The organism is Dyadobacter chenhuakuii (genome assembly GCF_023821985.2).
In the GTDB taxonomy this organism is placed as follows: Bacteria; Bacteroidota; Bacteroidia; order Cytophagales; family Spirosomataceae; genus Dyadobacter; species Dyadobacter chenhuakuii.
On sequence record NZ_CP098805.1, the window covers coordinates 2,025,817 to 2,042,925 of the forward strand.

At 48.5% G+C, this 17,109-nt stretch carries 12 protein-coding genes; 2 read left to right on the top strand and 10 right to left on the bottom strand.

Features of this window, described 5'->3' with window-relative positions:
* The first annotated feature begins 3 nt into the window (after nucleotides 1-3).
* Nucleotides 4-1,542: a RagB/SusD family nutrient uptake outer membrane protein gene (locus NFI80_RS08345; RefSeq protein ID WP_235163462.1), complete on the top strand. Its 1,539-nt coding sequence runs from the start codon at nucleotides 4-6 to the stop codon at nucleotides 1,540-1,542.
* Between the two features lie 129 nt (nucleotides 1,543-1,671).
* On the opposite strand, the gene NFI80_RS08350 is transcribed toward NFI80_RS08345, so the two are convergent.
* The 4 genes from NFI80_RS08350 to NFI80_RS08365 form a co-directional block, all read right to left on the bottom strand.
* The gene (locus NFI80_RS08350; RefSeq protein WP_235163461.1) at nucleotides 1,672-2,766 is read right to left on the bottom strand and encodes a phytase; all 1,095 of its coding nucleotides are present in this window, start codon (nucleotides 2,764-2,766) and stop codon (nucleotides 1,672-1,674) included.
* Nucleotides 2,767-2,836: 70 nt separating this feature from the next.
* Nucleotides 2,837-4,096: a right-handed parallel beta-helix repeat-containing protein gene (locus tag NFI80_RS08355; RefSeq protein ID WP_235163460.1), complete on the bottom strand. Its 1,260-nt coding sequence runs from the start codon at nucleotides 4,094-4,096 to the stop codon at nucleotides 2,837-2,839.
* Nucleotides 4,097-4,135: 39 nt separating this feature from the next.
* Complete coding sequence (locus tag NFI80_RS08360) at nucleotides 4,136-6,895, bottom strand: TonB-dependent receptor (protein WP_235163459.1); 2,760 nt, start codon at nucleotides 6,893-6,895, stop codon at nucleotides 4,136-4,138.
* A gap of 259 nt (nucleotides 6,896-7,154) precedes the next feature.
* Nucleotides 7,155-8,798 (bottom strand): tetratricopeptide repeat protein, encoded by a 1,644-nt coding sequence (locus NFI80_RS08365; protein ID WP_235163458.1) that lies wholly within the window; start codon nucleotides 8,796-8,798, stop codon nucleotides 7,155-7,157.
* Between the two features lie 203 nt (nucleotides 8,799-9,001).
* Between NFI80_RS08365 and NFI80_RS08370 the strand changes: the two genes are divergently transcribed.
* The gene (locus tag NFI80_RS08370; protein WP_235163457.1) at nucleotides 9,002-10,003 is read left to right on the top strand and encodes an exonuclease/endonuclease/phosphatase family protein; all 1,002 of its coding nucleotides are present in this window, start codon (nucleotides 9,002-9,004) and stop codon (nucleotides 10,001-10,003) included.
* On the opposite strand, the gene NFI80_RS08375 is transcribed toward NFI80_RS08370, so the two are convergent.
* The 6 genes from NFI80_RS08375 to NFI80_RS08400 form a co-directional block, all read right to left on the bottom strand.
* The gene (locus NFI80_RS08375; protein ID WP_235163456.1) at nucleotides 9,982-11,088 is read right to left on the bottom strand and encodes a glycosyltransferase family 4 protein; all 1,107 of its coding nucleotides are present in this window, start codon (nucleotides 11,086-11,088) and stop codon (nucleotides 9,982-9,984) included. The two genes, NFI80_RS08370 and NFI80_RS08375, sit on opposite strands and share 22 nt — an antisense overlap.
* Nucleotides 11,089-11,138: 50 nt before the next feature.
* Nucleotides 11,139-12,122, bottom strand: coding sequence for a lysylphosphatidylglycerol synthase transmembrane domain-containing protein (locus tag NFI80_RS08380; RefSeq protein WP_235163455.1), 984 nt, complete (start codon nucleotides 12,120-12,122; stop codon nucleotides 11,139-11,141).
* The gene (locus tag NFI80_RS08385; protein ID WP_235163454.1) at nucleotides 12,119-13,291 is read right to left on the bottom strand and encodes a glycosyltransferase family 4 protein; all 1,173 of its coding nucleotides are present in this window, start codon (nucleotides 13,289-13,291) and stop codon (nucleotides 12,119-12,121) included. Before NFI80_RS08385 ends, NFI80_RS08380 begins: the two co-directional genes overlap by 4 nt.
* Before the next feature lie 102 nt (nucleotides 13,292-13,393).
* Nucleotides 13,394-13,726, bottom strand: a complete 333-nt coding sequence (locus NFI80_RS08390) for an outer membrane beta-barrel protein (RefSeq protein ID WP_235159068.1) — start codon at nucleotides 13,724-13,726, stop codon at nucleotides 13,394-13,396.
* Nucleotides 13,727-13,770: 44 nt separating this feature from the next.
* The gene (locus tag NFI80_RS08395; protein WP_235163453.1) at nucleotides 13,771-14,667 is read right to left on the bottom strand and encodes a carboxypeptidase regulatory-like domain-containing protein; all 897 of its coding nucleotides are present in this window, start codon (nucleotides 14,665-14,667) and stop codon (nucleotides 13,771-13,773) included.
* 194 nt (nucleotides 14,668-14,861) lie between these two features.
* Complete coding sequence (locus NFI80_RS08400) at nucleotides 14,862-16,796, bottom strand: KUP/HAK/KT family potassium transporter (RefSeq protein WP_235163452.1); 1,935 nt, start codon at nucleotides 16,794-16,796, stop codon at nucleotides 14,862-14,864.
* Nucleotides 16,797-17,109: the final 313 nt, after the last annotated feature.

Here is a 17,109-nt window from a genome sequence, read left to right on the forward strand (position 1 = left end):
GCCATGTTTGACACAAAATATAAATTTTCCCATATCCTTACTGCGCTCGCACTTTGCGTGCTAACCTCCTGCTCCACTGATTTTATTGACCTTGAAAATCCCAATGCGGTTTCCAATGCATCATTCTACCAGTCTCCCGGCGAAGTGGAAGCGGCCGTGAATGGCATTTATCAGTCGTTGCGCAATGGGAACGGAATCGGCGAAACGAGCGCGCTTTACAGCGAAGAACGATCGGACAATACCGGCCGGAATGACAACCAGTCCAACGCGGGTGAGCCGTTCCAGTTCAATGATTTTTCACTTTTGCCCAGCAACACTTACCTTAAAAGCCACTGGCTGGCATTATACCAGACCATTACGCGCTCGAACCAGGTTTTGGAGGGGATTGAAAAAGTAAATTTCACGGACAATGACCTGAAAGAAAAATACAAGGCAGAAGCCAAATTCATGCGTGCGCTCATCTACTTCCACCTGGTGCGGAGATGGGGCGACGTGCCATTGATCACCCGCCCATTGACATTTGCCGAAGTGCAGGCAAGCACGTTCCGGGAGAAGCAGGATATAGTGTACCAACAGATTGTCACAGACTTAACCGACGCCGTCAACAGCACATTACCTAATGCCCAGACAACTGCTACCAAAGGAAAAGTGACCAAAGCTGCGGCGAATGCATTACTCGGACAGGTTTATCTGACCATGGCGACCACACTGGCCCCGGCAAACCGGACCGAGAACCTGAACAAAGCAAAAAACCATCTGACCACATGCTATGAGCTGCGCACTTTCGGGACATTGAAGGAGATCCCTTATGCGGATGTTTTCGATGTAGCCAAAAAATCCACGGTGCCTGAAATCATTTTCCAGGTGGTTAACAAGCAGGGCGACATTAACTTTTCTTCTGCCATTGCGCGGAATAATCAGGCAAAAGGCGAAACGATCAACTCATTGATCAACTCAACCGGGGCTGGTGGCAATGTTACGCCTGATCTTGTGTTGGATTATGAGGAAGCGGATGTTAGAAAGGATTTCAACATCAAATTTGCCAACGACCCCATCGTACGCGATTATTTCATTACCAAATTCCGGGACGCCAGTCCGGCTGCAACCAACCAGGGTTTTGGAGGAAATGACTGGATTTTGATTCGTTATGCTGATGTGATTTTAATGCTGGCGGAAGTCAATATGTATCTCGGCAATGAACCCGCCGCCATCGGCTTTCTGGATCAGGTAAGGGAACGCGCCGGGCTGCCATTATACGCGGCATCGATCCGTAATACTGCTTACCGCGCCAAATACCCGACATTGAAACTGGCAATCCTTCACGAGCGCCGTGCGGAGCTGGCATTTGAAAACCACCGCTGGTTTGACCTGCTGCGTTTCTTCTCAACCGATGAGCTGGTTGCGTATTTCAAGGCCAAAAGCCAGGATAATTTTGGTCTTGCCAAACTATCGAACTTTGGGCCCAAAGACCGCTACTACCCGATCCCATTTGACGAATACAAACTGGACCCAACCAAAATGTACCAGAACCCGGGGTATTGATCCTGTTAAATGAAATCTCAATTAGTCAAAAGGAATAAAGCCGGACATTACTGTCCGGCTTTATTCCTTTTGACTAATACGGGACAATTTATATCCAGAATCTGCTATGCCTCTTCTTTTGGAAAAAAGTCACTTTATTTTCAGAAGCGTGCTGCCGGCAATATCTTCCCAGCGATACAGGTGGAAGGTCTTATCATCGCTCATGACAACGAAGAGTCCTTTTGGGAAATCGGCATTCAATGGAACGGAAACTGTTTCAGAACCATCGCTTTTGTTTGCGAGCACAGTGATTTTTTTCAAAAGGGTGTGCTTGTTAGCATCATCGGCATCTCCTTCACGTGGGAAGATCTGGAAACTGTTGGCTCCCTGATCCGAAACGAGAATGTAGCCAGTGCTGTCCGTAAGCGCATAAATGGATATGCCTTCATGGTCTTCGGTAAACCCGGTTGTTGCAAACAACGCCAGCTCTGCATTGCCCTTTTCGGGATCGGCGTAGTATTTCCGCACGCCTTTGCCTTCATCGGAATAATATACATAGCCCAACTTATCATCCACCGCTATGGCCTCGATCTCTTTCAGCCCGCTGTAAGCACCGAATTTCCGGACCAATGTCGCCTTCACGATACCCTTACCATTGTCTTCCAGCAAATATTGCCACAAATAAGTGCCATCCGTAGGGCCGGATTTCCGGCCAACGATTGCATAAATCTTTCCTGAAACATTCTTGTAAAGCGCAATTCCCATCAGGTCGCGATGGTTTTCACCCTGCTGTCCCTCAAAGACTGCTATGCCGCCTCCATCCAAGGGTTTCATATCTGGTAAAGCATAAATCCGGAGCTTATGGGTGAAACGTTCGGTGGTGACAGCGATGTCGGTTTTCTTGCCGTTGAGCATCAATCCATACTCGATGTCCACATTATCGGGGCGCTGCAAGCCGTGTACAGTCTTGTCTTTCAGCATTTTGCCTTTCAGGTCAAACACATACAAGCCGCCATTCTGGTCTTTATCTGTTCCAATGATGAGGCTCGCCGCGGGATCTGCCGCGTTGATCCATACAGCCGGATCGTCGGTGTCATGCGCAACGGTGTCTGTTATATAGCGCGGCTTGATGACGGCAAGCGTGTCCTCCGCAGCTGCTGCCTGATCGGCATGAAGTTGTTTTTTTTCACCGCAGGAAGTTAGTACGCAGCCGCAGCCAAAAAGTAAAATGATAAATCCTTTCACAAAATTCCAGTTAAAAAAGCAAAAAAAAGCCCTCCCGATGCTGCCATGTGCACACCGGGAGGGTTTGAAATTATTTTGTTCCAAATGCACCGGCAAAGCTCGCTGGCGCGGGAGATTTGTAAGTAACACCGTTCACAAGCAGCCCCTCTGCGTACAAGCGGGTAAAATCGGTTTTTCCTTTGCCCAATGCAGGCGAACCTGCCTGCAAATGAAAGTCCCACTGCATGTTGAACGCCGCGTTGTTCATGGCTGTGGTCAGTGGATAGTTCACAAACTTAGGATCATTCTCACCGGCTTTTGCGGAGATAAGGTCATTCGCTCCCTTCACGATCTCGGCCGATGGCTGAAACTGATTGGTTGTAGTCTGGTCTGCACCGTAGTAGAATGTGTTCGCAATTACCGAACGCGCATCTTCCGGATCGCCCGCGTCGCGTTTGATGCCGTAGCGGTCGTTGGCAAGCAGGTTATTGTACAAATCCGCCCGAACACCCGATTCCACCCAGATCGACCCGCCTTTGGTGGTAGGCCTTCTCCAGCCTGCATTCACAATCGTGTTGTTATAGCCCACAACATAAGCCTGCGGCGTGCGCTCACCAGAGTTTGAAAGTTTCAATGCATTGGTATTGGGACTATACACGACATTGAAAGCAACATCTGCCTGCACCCCGGACTTGATATTGATCGCATCACCGCCCGATACGCCCGTGGTATAGAACATGTTATTGGCAATGATCACTTTTCCTCCTTCAATGTAAAATCCGTCCTCGTTGAAATTGCGGATCGTGCTGTTGACAACAATGAATTTACCATTGATATTCATAAAATAAGCCACCGGAACGTGCTCGCCAGCTTCGGCTTTGTAAAGTCCTGCTTTTACGGATGGAGACTCTTCTGTCGTTACTGCACCGCCGTATTCGAGAATTGTGTTACTCAGGACCAGCTCGGTCGTGTTGGGTCCGGCAACCAGTCCGCCCCAAAGATTTCCGAATTGATTACCCGGCGTTTTCCAGGCATCGGGAACCGTAAATTTGACGGGCGCCGCCGCCGTACCCAGGCTATACAGGTTACCCAGCACAACTACTTCGGGTTTCACAACCGAGTCGCTGAACAACACCGTGACGCCTTCCTCAATGGTCAGCGACTTACCTGCGGGGACCTGAATGTGCCCGGTTATTTTATATGTGCCGCCTTTGGTCCAGACACCGGAAACTTCGCCCGAAACCGATTCTTCAACAACCGGCGGAACAACGGGCGTAGGCTCCGTATCATCATCACTGCAGCTGGCCAGCGCGAAAATGGCTAAACCCGCCGCCAGAATTGTGTTTTTCATTTTCAACGTGTACATGTTTTTTTGTTTTGTATGAATTGTTTAAAATTTGATTCTTGCTCCCAGCAAATAGGATCGTTGGTAAAAATCCCTTCTGATTAATGTACCCTCGCTCAGGTCCTGGCCCGGCGCACCTTCATTCTTCGGACTCCGCGTTTTCATATACACTTCCATAGGTGTGTTGAGCAGATTATTGGCTTTGATAAATATTCCTAAACCGTTTTTGAAGGTTTTCTCCAGAGAAGCATCCAATTGTACGAAGCCCTTTTGCCAAAGATCATTGTCCAGAAACTGCGCCACTGTATTGATACGGTCACCCGTATACGAGCCTGCGAGTTGCGCATCGATGCCGCGATCGGCATCCTTTAACAGCACCGACAGATTTCCTACATGCGCCGACTGGCCATAGAGCGGACGGGTCTGGTCTACGCTGATCGTTGCCAGATCGCCTTTGGCATCCCTGATGCGTTTCGATTTCGGGGTGGTGATCTGTGAATGCGTATAAGTGTAGTTCGCCTTGATGCCTATGAGCCTGAAATATTTGATATAATCCACTTCCAGACCGTAATTGGTTGCATTTCCAAAGTTTCCGGGCGCATAGTAAATGTCCTGGCCCCGGTTTGCATCGCGTTGCAGGGTGTATTCAATCGGGTCTTTGATGTGTTTGTAAAACAACCCAACCATCAGTTGCTCCGCAGGCTTTGGAAAAAGCTCATAACGCAGGTCAATGTTGTCGGCTATTGCCCTTTTCAGATCTGCATTTCCGCGTTCCTGATATTCTTCCTGCACAATGCGATATGGAACGATTTCGAAAAAGCCGGGGCGGTTGAGCGACCTGAAATAGGAGGCCCTGAGATTTACATTTTCCCGGGTTTTGTATTTAAAATGAATGCTCGGCAACACGTCGGTGTAAACCTGCTTGCCTTCCGGGCGCTCCTCCCCGATCGGGAAAAGCATCTTATAACCCTGGTCCGTTGCTTCCACCCTGACGCCGCCAAGCACTTCCAGTGTCTCCGTGCCTGCTTTAAATTGGAGATAACCCGCCTTGATCTGCTCGCTTGCATCATAGTTCAATGCGGACGCAACGGACCCTCTCGGGTTTTGTACAACCCATCCGATCTGGGTGTAATCCGTAAAATCGGTTCCGAACTGGTCAAATGGGCGCGATGGCCGCAGTTGGTAATTGTTGTAAAAATTGCTTCTGGCTTTATCACGATATAGTCCGCCGGCCGACCATTCGGTCCGGACATTGCCTATGGGCCATGCGTAAGTGAAATTCAGATATCCTGACCAGTCGCGATCCGTGTTGTGTTCCCACCGCCTCGTAGCGTCTCCTGCCGTCGTCCGTTTTTCAATAAAATTCTCACGAATTCCCAGCAAAGGCACATTGGCATTATCGGGCACTTCATTGGTTGCCTTGGAATAAACCGCCGACCATTGCACGGCAAAACGGCCTGTGAGCTGATGCTTGCCTTGCAGCGTACTGTTCAGAATCCGCTGCCTGGTCAGCCTCGATCGCGTGGTATAACCGAGTGTTGCATTGCCCAGCACAGGATCGTAACCGCCAATGGTCAGCTGCGTCGATTTCACATCCCGGACCTGCACATTGGTAAGGCTCATCCATGCATTGTAAAACTGGATCTTGTGTTTGTCATTAATGCGGTAATCCATCTTGGAATGCAGGCCATAGCGCGTCTGCTGCTCCGAATATTGCCGCTCGCTCATATTTGTAAGCGTTTCGCCACGAAGCGTATCCACACTTTCGGAATTAAAGAAAAGGCTGTTGCTTCCGCGGAATGTATTCTGATAGCTGCCCGCCAACAAAACCCCCAGCTTATTGTTCAGAAAACGGTTTCCGATGGCCAGGCTGCCGAGCAGATTCGGAAGCGGGGATTTAGAAGAATAATCAACCGGAGCTTTCGTAAAATCCTGTGGAGTGGCATTATACTGGTTTCCACCCCGCTCGTAAGGAGATTTGGATTGAATGTTTTTGAAATCGTAACCCATAAAATTACGTCTCAGAAAAAGCTCATTGTAACCCGTGGAAATGGTGCCGGAAACAGTGAAATGGTCGGGCGCATCTTTCATGACCATATTAATGGCCCCGCCTACGGCATCGCCCTCCATCGAAGGCGTCAATCCTTTGTACACTTCCAGTCTGTCCAGCAGATCCGACGGGAAAATGTCCAGCGGCACATAACGGTATTTGTTATCCGGGCTCGGGATTTTCACCCCGTTTACCAGTGTATAATTGTAACGTTTATCCATGCCTCTCAGGATCGCATGCTGGCCGTCACCATTGCTGTTGCGCTCAATGGTAACCCCTGAAATCCGCTGGATCACATTGGCCACGGTCAGATCCGGCGAAATCTCGATCGACTTGCCGGAGACAATGTTCATTACTTGCCCTGCATTGCGTTCCAGCGACCTGGCCGACTGATCGCTTGTCCCGTCTTTCTTTCCATAAACCTCAATTTCATGCAGTTCGTGATCGCTCGCCGTTTGCAGTAACAGGTCCAGCTGCACGACTTCATTGGCATCAATTGTAAATTCCTTCTGGGTTGAGGCATAGGAAATATGCCGGACAATGAGCCGGTAGGAACCGCTTTGCAGGTTTGGAATTATAAAAGATCCGTCCAGGCCGGATACATCATGAAAGTCTGTTCCTTCAATCATCACAACCACGCCCAATGCGGGTTCGCCGGTTGCGGCTTCCAGTAATTTTCCTTTAACAGTTCCTGCCTGCAAGAGTGACGAGGAGAGCATTGCAAGCAACAGGGATGTGTAAATCTTTATCAGCATATATCAATTCGCATTCGACTTTTTAAATCCTGTCGGCGCGGCCAATGAAATGCCCGGCGTTGACAATGCGAAGGTGATAAAAGAATGAAGAGCTGGCCAAATGCACGGCGTTACAAAAAAGCAACGCTACCCTGACGGGCGTTACAAAAAGGAAACACAGCGCATTTAAAATACACAAAACACTGATTTTCAGGCAAGTACAAATGAATTTTCCACCATTAACATTCTGTTACCACAATGTTATCTTAATGTGAAGTCCCTAAATCGACTGAATGAAGGTTGAAATGTTGTCGCCCTGCTGGATGTTCAACTTTTTGCGCAGGCGGTGCCGCATGACGCGGAGGCTGTCCTGGGAAACACCGAGGAGTGTTGCAATGTCGGCGGAAGTGTGGTTCATCTTCATTAATGCGAGCACGCGCAGGTCGTTGGAGGTGAGCGAGTCCGATTGCTGTTGCAAGCGGTCGAAAAAGGACTGGTGCACCTGCTCGAATATCGTCCTGAATTCTTCCCAATGCTGGTCGTCGCTCAGGCCAAGGCGGATCTGTTCGGCGAGTTGCCGGATCTGCTTTTTCTGGTCGCGCTTGTCTTCTTTGCCCAGCTCGTCGAGTTTTGTTTGCAGATCTTCCAGCAGCTGGTTTTTACGGATGACGTGCAATGTATAGCTGCTGAGTTCCTTTGTCCTGATCTCCAGTTGCTGTGTCAGGTTTTCTTCCTGTAACTTTTTATTTTTCAAATCCACTTCCATCAGCTGGTTTCGGGCTTCAAGGAATTGCTTGTGTTGTGCATGCAGCTTTTGCTCGTTCCTGAATTTGAGACGCTGCCTGCTGATGACCAGCCCTGCAATGAGGATAACCAGCACCACCACTACACCAATAGCGACAGAGACCATCAGATCGGCTTTTCTGGCCTGTGTTAGTTGTTCAATCTCATTATCTTTTTGCTCAATGTCGTAGAGCGTTTGCAGTAGTGCGAGCTGCTTGTTGCTTTCCTGCGAATAGATTTTGGTTAAATACTCACGGCTTAATGCCAGGTAATAGAAGGCGCTGTCATTTTTGTTCAGGAAGTTGTATCCCTTTGCGATATCATTGTATGCGCCCGAAAGCTGGTAAAAATCATCCTTCCTGCGCGCCAGCTCCATGGCCTGAAAGCTGAAATGAAGCCCTTTCCGATACTGGCCCGTTTTGCGCAAAACATCACCCAGGTTATTCAGCACTTCAATCTGCGCCTGCTCATGTCCCTGCTGCCGGTTGATCTTGTAAGCCCGGTCAAAATTGGCATAAGCCGAATCATAACGTTCCTGATCTTCATAAATGCTTCCCAGGTTTTCATAGATCTTGGCGACTCCCTCCCGCATATTTTCCTGCTGATATGCTTCCAGGGCTTTGTTTTGAAAGTAAAAAGCACTGTCATAATCCTGCTTCTTTTCATATAAATGCCCTATCCGGCCGAAAATGTCCGCCCTGCCTGCCCCGCTTTTCAGTTCCTCATAATGGTCAAGCGCTTCGTCATATTGCTTTCGGGCAGTGGGTGATTGCCTGTTCCGGTAGTAAAGCTCGCCGAGCATAGCGAGGTTTTCTGCGAGCAGTTTCTTCTCGCCTTTGGCCCGGTAAATTTTATCTGCTTTGAGCAGATATTCCAGCGATTGCGGATAGTGACCGGAGAGAAAAAGAATACGGCCGATCTGCTGCAGGTATCCCGCCGCTGTGAGATCATTATTTTCAGCAATTGCCTGGTTATACTTTTCTTTTGTGACAACAAGCAGTGAGTCGGGCCTGGTGTATTCGCTGATGATCCTCTCACGGCTGCTTTCCGCATCTGCGAAAGGACTGCGGGATTGCGCGTGACCATACGCGGATATAAAAATAAAACAAAGGCAACACGCCCAACCTAACCAGACCTTCATTTGAGAGATTCTATTTCGGGCTTATCCATGCCTTAGTCCGGCTTTAAATTCTTGCTTGACCTTCATGCAGTCGTTACAGATCGCCATCAACATTTTTTCAAAAATACAATTTGTTTTCCTGCTTGTCACAGATTTAACGATTCAATAACACCTGCTCTTCATTGAGGTCATACTGCAAGTGTAATTTGGCATCAACTAATTCAATGACGATGCCAGCTAATTGCAGAAACAAAAGATTTTTGAGCGTGTGGGGACTTTTCGTGCTTGTATTGACATGCAACAGCACCGAACGCACCAACGGGTCGACCGTGATTGACTTGCAGATGGGAAAGAACAGTTTTATGAAAAATGAAACCAGGGGACAGTTCTCAGCCATCAGCTACAACATTGCCGGTCTGCCAGCGATCATTTCCAGCGCAAAAACGCCCAGGGCTTCCAGCATTGAAGCCATTGGCAAGAAATTACAGGCTTTTGACATTGTGCATGTTCAGGAAGATTTTAATTATCATACCCAATTGTATGACGGCGATGATGTCCACAACTACCGTACCGAAACCAAAGGCCCCGTCCCGTTTGGCGATGGCCTGAACACGTTGTCGAAATTCCCTTTGAGCAATGTTGTCCGCGTGAATTGGGATGATTGCACCGGTGCCGATTGCCTGACTCCCAAGGGATTTTCCTACACCAGGATACAAGTAGCGCTGAATGTTTTCATTGATTTTTATAATGTTCATTCAAATGCTTACAATACGCAGCCTGCCGCTACGGCACGTCGTGAAAATATCAAACAGCTTTCAAAATTTATCCGCGAACATTCGGCTGGTAATGCGGTTGTTCTGATGGGTGACTTAAACGGACGTTATGGTTTTTTCTATGACAACATTCAGATCCTGACAAAGGAAAACGGCCTGCAAGATGCGTGGATCAACCATAAGAACAGCGGGAAAATGCCTGATGCATCCAAAGTAATCCCCTTAGCCAACATCCTGAACCTGAGCGACAGCAGTGAAACGATTGACAAAATATTTTTCCGCAGCAGCGAAACGCTAGACCTCCAGGCAACCAGCTATTCTTTTTTGAACAATGATTTCAATAATGAAAAAGGCCTGCCCCTATCCGACCACCATCCCGTAAGCGCTCGATTCTCCTGGCAAGTCAAAACCGGTGTAAAATATGGTTCCGATCATTTGGCAAAAGCGCTGTAATACGCCCTAACCATTTTATCCCAACTGTAATTTGCGGCTGTAAACTCCCGGAAAGCTTGCCTGTTCCCCTCGAACTTTCCCCTATCAGTGAGGATTTCATTGAGCATTGTTGACCAGGCATTTGCGTCCTGACTTGGAAGCAAAAAGCCATTTTTACCGTGCTGGATGGCATCGGGAATGCCGTCCATGTCCGCTGCAAATACCAGTGCTCCCGCCAGGGCTGCTTCAATGCACACCAACCCGAAACCTTCCATATCACCATTGATGTGGATATTCGGCATAATAAATGCTTCCGACGCTTGTAATATCACTTTTTTATCCCCGGAAGGCAGGCGGCCCAGATGCCTTACGGATGTCGTGAAGTCAGCATTGTTCAGCAGAGCCCTGATCATTGCCGCATCGGACCCGAAGCCCAGGAAAAGCATGATCCGTTCCCGCAGCTTGCCGGGAACGAGCGATAATATGCGTTCAAAAAAGCCCGGACGGTTATCAAAAGGACCGATGAGTAACACAAAAAAGCGGGGATCCAGCCTGGGAACGACTTCCCTGATAAACCAGGAGAAACCCTTGCGCTTCACCGCCCTGCCTACCCCAACCAGCAAATGCCTATTTGCGGGAATGGCATATCGTTCCAGCACTTCCTGACTGGTTGTTGAATGCTGAATTGCCTCTCCGCGCACTTCATCCACGCCATTATTGATAACGATCGTCTTACGAGGATCAATTCCCAATGCAATCGCCCGGTTTGCGGTGGCCCGGCTTACTGCGATGAAAAGGTCGAAACGGTTGAATTTCGGGAGGACGCGCTTTCTATATATTTCACTTGGAAATACGACGTCGAGCCCGTGCAATGTTACTGTGCGTTTAAGATGCTCGTAACCTTTGTGATGCAGGCAGCATGTTGCCAGAAGGGCATCATTGAAGTGGATAACGGTGATCCCGGGGTGCGCTTTGCAGATTCGCAGGATATTGCGCCGCAGCGTTAGGAAGAACATAAACCGGCTTCCTTTTCCTTCATATACAAGGCGGTGGACGCGGCAGTAACGCTCCATCCCGGTAACCAGCTCGAAACTTTGTTTTTCCATTCCGCCAACCGCTGGGGGAAATTTGTGGCTGACAAACAGGATTTCCATAGTCAGGAGTAGAGGCGCTTTTTGTATATAAAAAACGAATAGAAAATGGCCCCTACCAGGATCCAGAACAGCTGACGTGCCCTGCGCAAAGCAGAAACGGACAGCCACAGCGGAATGCTGCTGATTCCCAATAGTGACAACATGATCTTATTACCAAATTCTTCCACCCCCACCTGCCCGGGCACAAAAGCACCGGCTGCTTTGACCAAGATAACGCCCATATCCAGCAAAAGGCCGTCGGCGATCGTGACATTGTAGCCGAAGAGTTTTAACACAATATAAAATTCCAGCGAACCGACTACCCAATGCAGGGTGAACAGAACAAATGCAAATGCGAGTTGCCTGGGATATGCATGATAAAAATCAGCCAGCTCTGCGCGTAGGTTGGCGAGCCGGGATTTTATGCGTGCCAACTTTGGATTTTTGTCAGCATTTAAATTAAAACCATAAATTTTATACAAAATAAAAACCAGCAGCAGGCAGATGATAAGCACCAGTAGGACAGATTTATATGGTAACAACGCGGCCATCGGTAATGGGTTTTTAAGCGAGAACCATACTAATGCTAAAATCAGAAGGCATATCTGGCTTGCAACCATCAACAACCGGGAAATGACTACGGATGTTAAAACTTTGGTTTCGTTCACCGGGTAAGGCCTTAGCAGCACAATTTTGAGCATATCGCCTCCCGCAAAGCTTGCAGGGTTGAACAGGCCGACGGTTTCACAAACGTGCCGGATCATGAAAAGATCGGTTTTCGGGATGGATCCTTTCGCGTTGCCGAGGCAATACCACCAGCCCAATGTCCCCAGCGCATAAGCCACTGAGGTGCTGAGTAAGACCCAGCCAAAACCCGCTCCCACTTTCGCCAGAGCTGCCTGCACCTGATGCGGGTCGATGACTTTCAGATATTGCCAGAGCAACACCAGCATACTCACCAGAAGCAACGCTTTAAGGATTTTTATGAGAAGCGGATGTAATTTCAAACTTTCAGGTTTTTCGTAAATGAGGTTGCCAGCTCATGCAGGTCATCAAAATAGGTCTTAGCCAGTGTTGTCCAGTTAAACGCTTTGCTATGATCTACCGCATTGGCAGACATACGCTGCTGCAATGTTGGGTTTTGAATGACCCGACGGATTTTTTCTGCATATGCATGGGCATCATCCGGGTCGCATTTGAAACCGTTTATGCCATCTTCGACTATATCTTTACTGCCACCGCCGTCGGCGATAACGGGCACCAAACCCGACGCCATCGCTTCCAGCACGACATTACCAAATGTTTCGGATATGGACGGAAAGATAAAAACAGAGGCCGATGCGTAAAGAACCGCTAATGCGTCATGGTCCTGTTTTCCGACGAAAATCGCGTCCGGCATTTTTCGCATGCAATCTTTTGCCGCCGTACCATCTCCTGCAATGATCCAATTGCAGGCAAAGCCCTGGGCTTTCAAAAGCGCATAGACAGCAATCAATGTTTCCAGATTTTTTTCCCAAACCAGCCGGCTTGCAAACAGGATCGTAGGAAGCGAATTGTTGGTAAGCCGTTCTAAATACCGCGGATCTTTTTTGTGCGGTGAAAATAGCGCCGTATCAATGCCACGCTGCCAGATCCTGAGATTCATGGCAGACATTCCGGTGGACACCAGCTCATCGGCCAGGCTTACAGACGGGACATACACCCGGTCGCAGGCATTGTAAAACCTGTTCTGGATTGTGGTAAGCCGATCTGCCACGGGTTTGACCAAAAATGGAACATAACTGAAATAGTAAGCCATGTAGCTCGGGAAGTGCGTGTGATAAATGCTGATGACAGGCAGTTGCCGCTCTTTGGCGTACGCCAGTGCAAAGTGTCCCAGGATCGACGGCGTGGCAATGTGTACCACGTCCGGGTTGAAATGTTCCAGCTGTATTGTGATTTCGTCGGCCGTTAAGGACGGGATGGCCAGCTTGTATTTGGGGTTCAGCGGGATGCTGAATGAGCGCGTTTTAATGCACTCGAACTGGTTGATCCGGTCCGGCCCGCTCCCGCATACGAACAAAAAATCGAAGCGACTGGCATCAATCCTGTCCAGCAGCTGGAACATAGTCCGCGACGCGCCATCGAAGTCGGGAATCAGGATTTCTGCAAAAAATACAACTTTAATTTTTTTCATGGGCGCTTCAAAGCAACGAAAATAACCCATCCGCAGCGCCCGAATATGACCCTAATGTTAAATATGAAATCGTGCAAAAAGCCAGCGCATTGAGGTGCCTCGTCAGAACTCCTTTTCTCCAAATTCGCTGGCTGGCAGCTTGCCTTTTTTGGACGTTTGGTTGAGGTTATAGCTCAGGTTTAAAAGAAAGATATCTGTCTCCTGAATGTAGTTGGTTGTTGTGAAAAAATCTTTCCCAAATGTGGTGATCCGTTGCCGGTTTGAGCCCAGGAGGCCAAGATCGACATTCTGCCATTGTAATGTTGCGGCCAGCTTACCTTTCAGGAAGGTTTTTCTGGCGGATAAGTTGGGCAATGTCCGATGTGCTGCCTGCTTCAAGTCCCCAGGACGTTGCCAGGCCAGCATTGGTGTAAATGCGGTTGAGGATCGTATCATTATAGACACTGTTGACCCTATTAACCACATTCTTGATACGCTGATTATATGATCACATCACCCGTTTGCAGGTCCGTTTTTGTGTTATTATAAACGATATCGGCACGCCTCGACTGGGAACGAAACCCTGTATAAAAACCTACCGAAAATGCATCGCTCGAACGAGGAGTAAATGATACTGAACCCCTCGCGGTGTAATTGTAGCGGATAAAACTCCGCTCCCCATCCGATGGAAACGAAGTGAATACCTGGCCGATTGTTGTATTTACATCGCCGGTTCGCTGCCCTGCGATATCGTTCCGCAGGTAATTCCCGCTCAAACTGACGTCCCATTTTTCGGAACGCGCATTGAATGTGACATCGCCGCCAAAACGGAGCGGATTGTGCAGGTTATCATAACGGTAAATGGCCGGAAGGCCTGCCTGCACATTGGCTGAAAATGATCTGCTTCCCGAAAGTGCCGCTTTTGTCGTGATATTGATGATCCCCGATTTGCCGTCCGGATCAAAACGTGCCGAGGGAGATGTGATCACTTCAACATTTTCAATGGTGTTGGCCGGAATCTTTTCGAGCAACTGGCGGTCGGCCGTGACATTCAATTCCTGTAATGTCCGGGGATCCGCGTCCATGAGAATCTGGCCTAGTTCAATGGTGTTTTGAGCCCTAAAAGCGGGCACGGGAAACGTAGCCTTGCTGTAACCAATGTATTGCGTCTGGATATAGTAAGGGCCCGGTGTAACATTTTCGAACTTAAAAGCGCCATTTTCAGAGGTTAGCAAGCCGGTTACCAATGTCGAGTCCGGGCTTTTGAAAAGTGCCACTGAGCAATATGCCAATGGTTGTTTGGTCTGCCGGTCGGCTACGCTGCCGGAGATGGTTTGCGCCTGTATACAGGCAATCGAAGTGAGTAAAATCAGTAAGGTAAAAGCAAAAACTTTCATGGTGAGTTAAAGGCACGTCCGTTGTTTTGCGGACGGGCAAAATTAACTCTACACCGGCGGTAGACTTTGAACATTCGCGCCGATTTCTGGTATATTCAAAAAATACCCTTCATTCTCTTGATCCTGAAAAGCTCACTCCCGTTCAGCTTATTTTTAATCGGCACTTCCATGATTGAAGAAATCTTTGCGCTAATCTAATATACCCGTCTCATTCTGATCTGGCTCGAAGAACTGATAACCAGCGGCACCTTTTCCACTTTCACCGAACTGTTGTCAAGGCCAAACCACTGGGCTTCTGAATTGGTAATGCTCTTGATGGCGAAGTAAAACTTCATAACAAACTCCTCATGCCATGGAAGATCGTTTTCAACAGACAAGTAACGTTCAAGAACCACAAAACGGAAGTCACCCGTCACATTCTGGCGGTTGAGTGACTCATACCGGCTGGTAATGTCGACCTCGTTATTGCGCACCATATCTTGCACCACATTGCGCAAGAACATATTAATGCGCTGCTCGACCCGGAAACCCAGAATAAAATTGATTTTGATCACATCATCCTCGGCCCTTACATTAACGTGGTAATCCATGGTGTACGGTTCGTCGGTCGTCTCCACGTGCACAAACCAATAGATATCCGCCCGTTTAGGCCGCTTTTGAAATATTGAATAAATGATTTTGTTTTCGATCTGGTCGTCCGCAGCCGCATTGGACATAAACACCAGATGCGTGGCATACTTGGGAACACTAATATCATTGCTAAGCTCTTTGAGCGCAGGGATATATTTGTCCAGATCCACGAATTCTGTCAGTCTGAGTTTAATAACATTCGCCCGCAGCCACATGGCCATCAGGTCTGCGATGACGATTGCCAGTACCAGGGAAACCCAGCCGCCATGCGGGAACTTCAAAAGATTGGCGGCAAGGAACGAGCCTTCGATAGCCAGGTAAACAACCATGAATGCGCCTACCCAGAGCTTTGCTATTTTATGTACAAAAAGATAGTACGAAAATAGCAAAGTAGTCATGATCATGGTGAGCGTGATGGCAAGCCCATATGCCGCTTCCATATGCGATGATTCTTTGAAATACAATACGATACCAATGCATCCCGCCCACAAAAGCCAGTTTACACTCGGCACATAAAGCTGTCCTTTCTGATCACTTGGATAAATCAGGCGGACTTTGGGCCATAGATTTAGCCGGATGGCTTCCGAAACCAAGGTGAACGAGCCGCTGATGAGCGCCTGGCTGGCTATAATGGTGGCCATCGTAGCGACGCAAATCCCTGGCAACAACCACCAGTCGGGCATGATCTCATAAAATGGCTTTCGTCCATTCAATGTCTCTCCAACGTGCATCGCCAGCCACGCACCTTGCCCGAAATAGTTGATAACCAGGCAAGTTTTAACGTAGATCCAGCTGATCCTGATGTTGCCCCGGCCACAATGTCCGAGATCAGAATATAATGCTTCGGCTCCGGTCGTACAAAGGAAAACGGACCCCAACAGCCAGAAACCTCCCGGATGGTTCGCCAAAAGCTGATAAGCATAGTAAGGGTTGAATGCTTTGAAGATTTCGGGGTGGTAAAGCACCTGCGAAAGCCCGAGGACGAGCAGCATTAAAAACCAGACAAGCATCACCGGCCCAAATGCCCGACCTACAATTGTGGTCCCAAAAACCTGGATGATGAACAACAATGTGAGAATCCCGATGACAATCGGAATGGTCTGAATATGCGGATACAGAATGCGAAGACCTTCCACGGCCGACGAAACCGAGATGGGCGGCGTGATAATCCCATCTGCCAGCAAAGTACTGGCCCCGATTATGGCTGGAATAGTGAGCCATTTTGCATTTTTCCGTACCAGGGCGTAAAGGGCTAATATGCCGCCTTCACCATTGTTATCGGCCCGCAGGATCAGAATTACATACTTTACAGTGGTTTGCAATGTCAATGTCCAGAAAATGCAGGACACCGAGCCGTAAACAACATCCAATGCGATGGCCTCACCGCCGATAATGGCCTGCATTGCATACAATGGGGAGGTTCCGATATCTCCAAAAATAATCCCTAACGCGACTAACAGACCTGCCGCAGATGCCTTGTCACTATGTTTTAAACTCATTCTTGTTGTTAATTACTGCAATCACACAGACCTCGCCTTTATCAGGGCATATAAATTTGACAATATTAGGATATTTCGCATTCATCATGCTTTGCAGGATTACGATTCTTCGAAAAATTTTTAGTACAATCGATTCCACCAGGCAACCATTTGTGCTTCGGGATTCTTCGTACCAGGAGAACATTCGCAAGGGACAATGATTACGCTCACGCCGCGCGCCCATCCCGGCGAATCCCTCAAAGGCGGTGCCCGCTGCTAAGAATGAGAGGCAATGACGGTTAAGACGGTGATGTACAGCAATGTCTCCGAAACT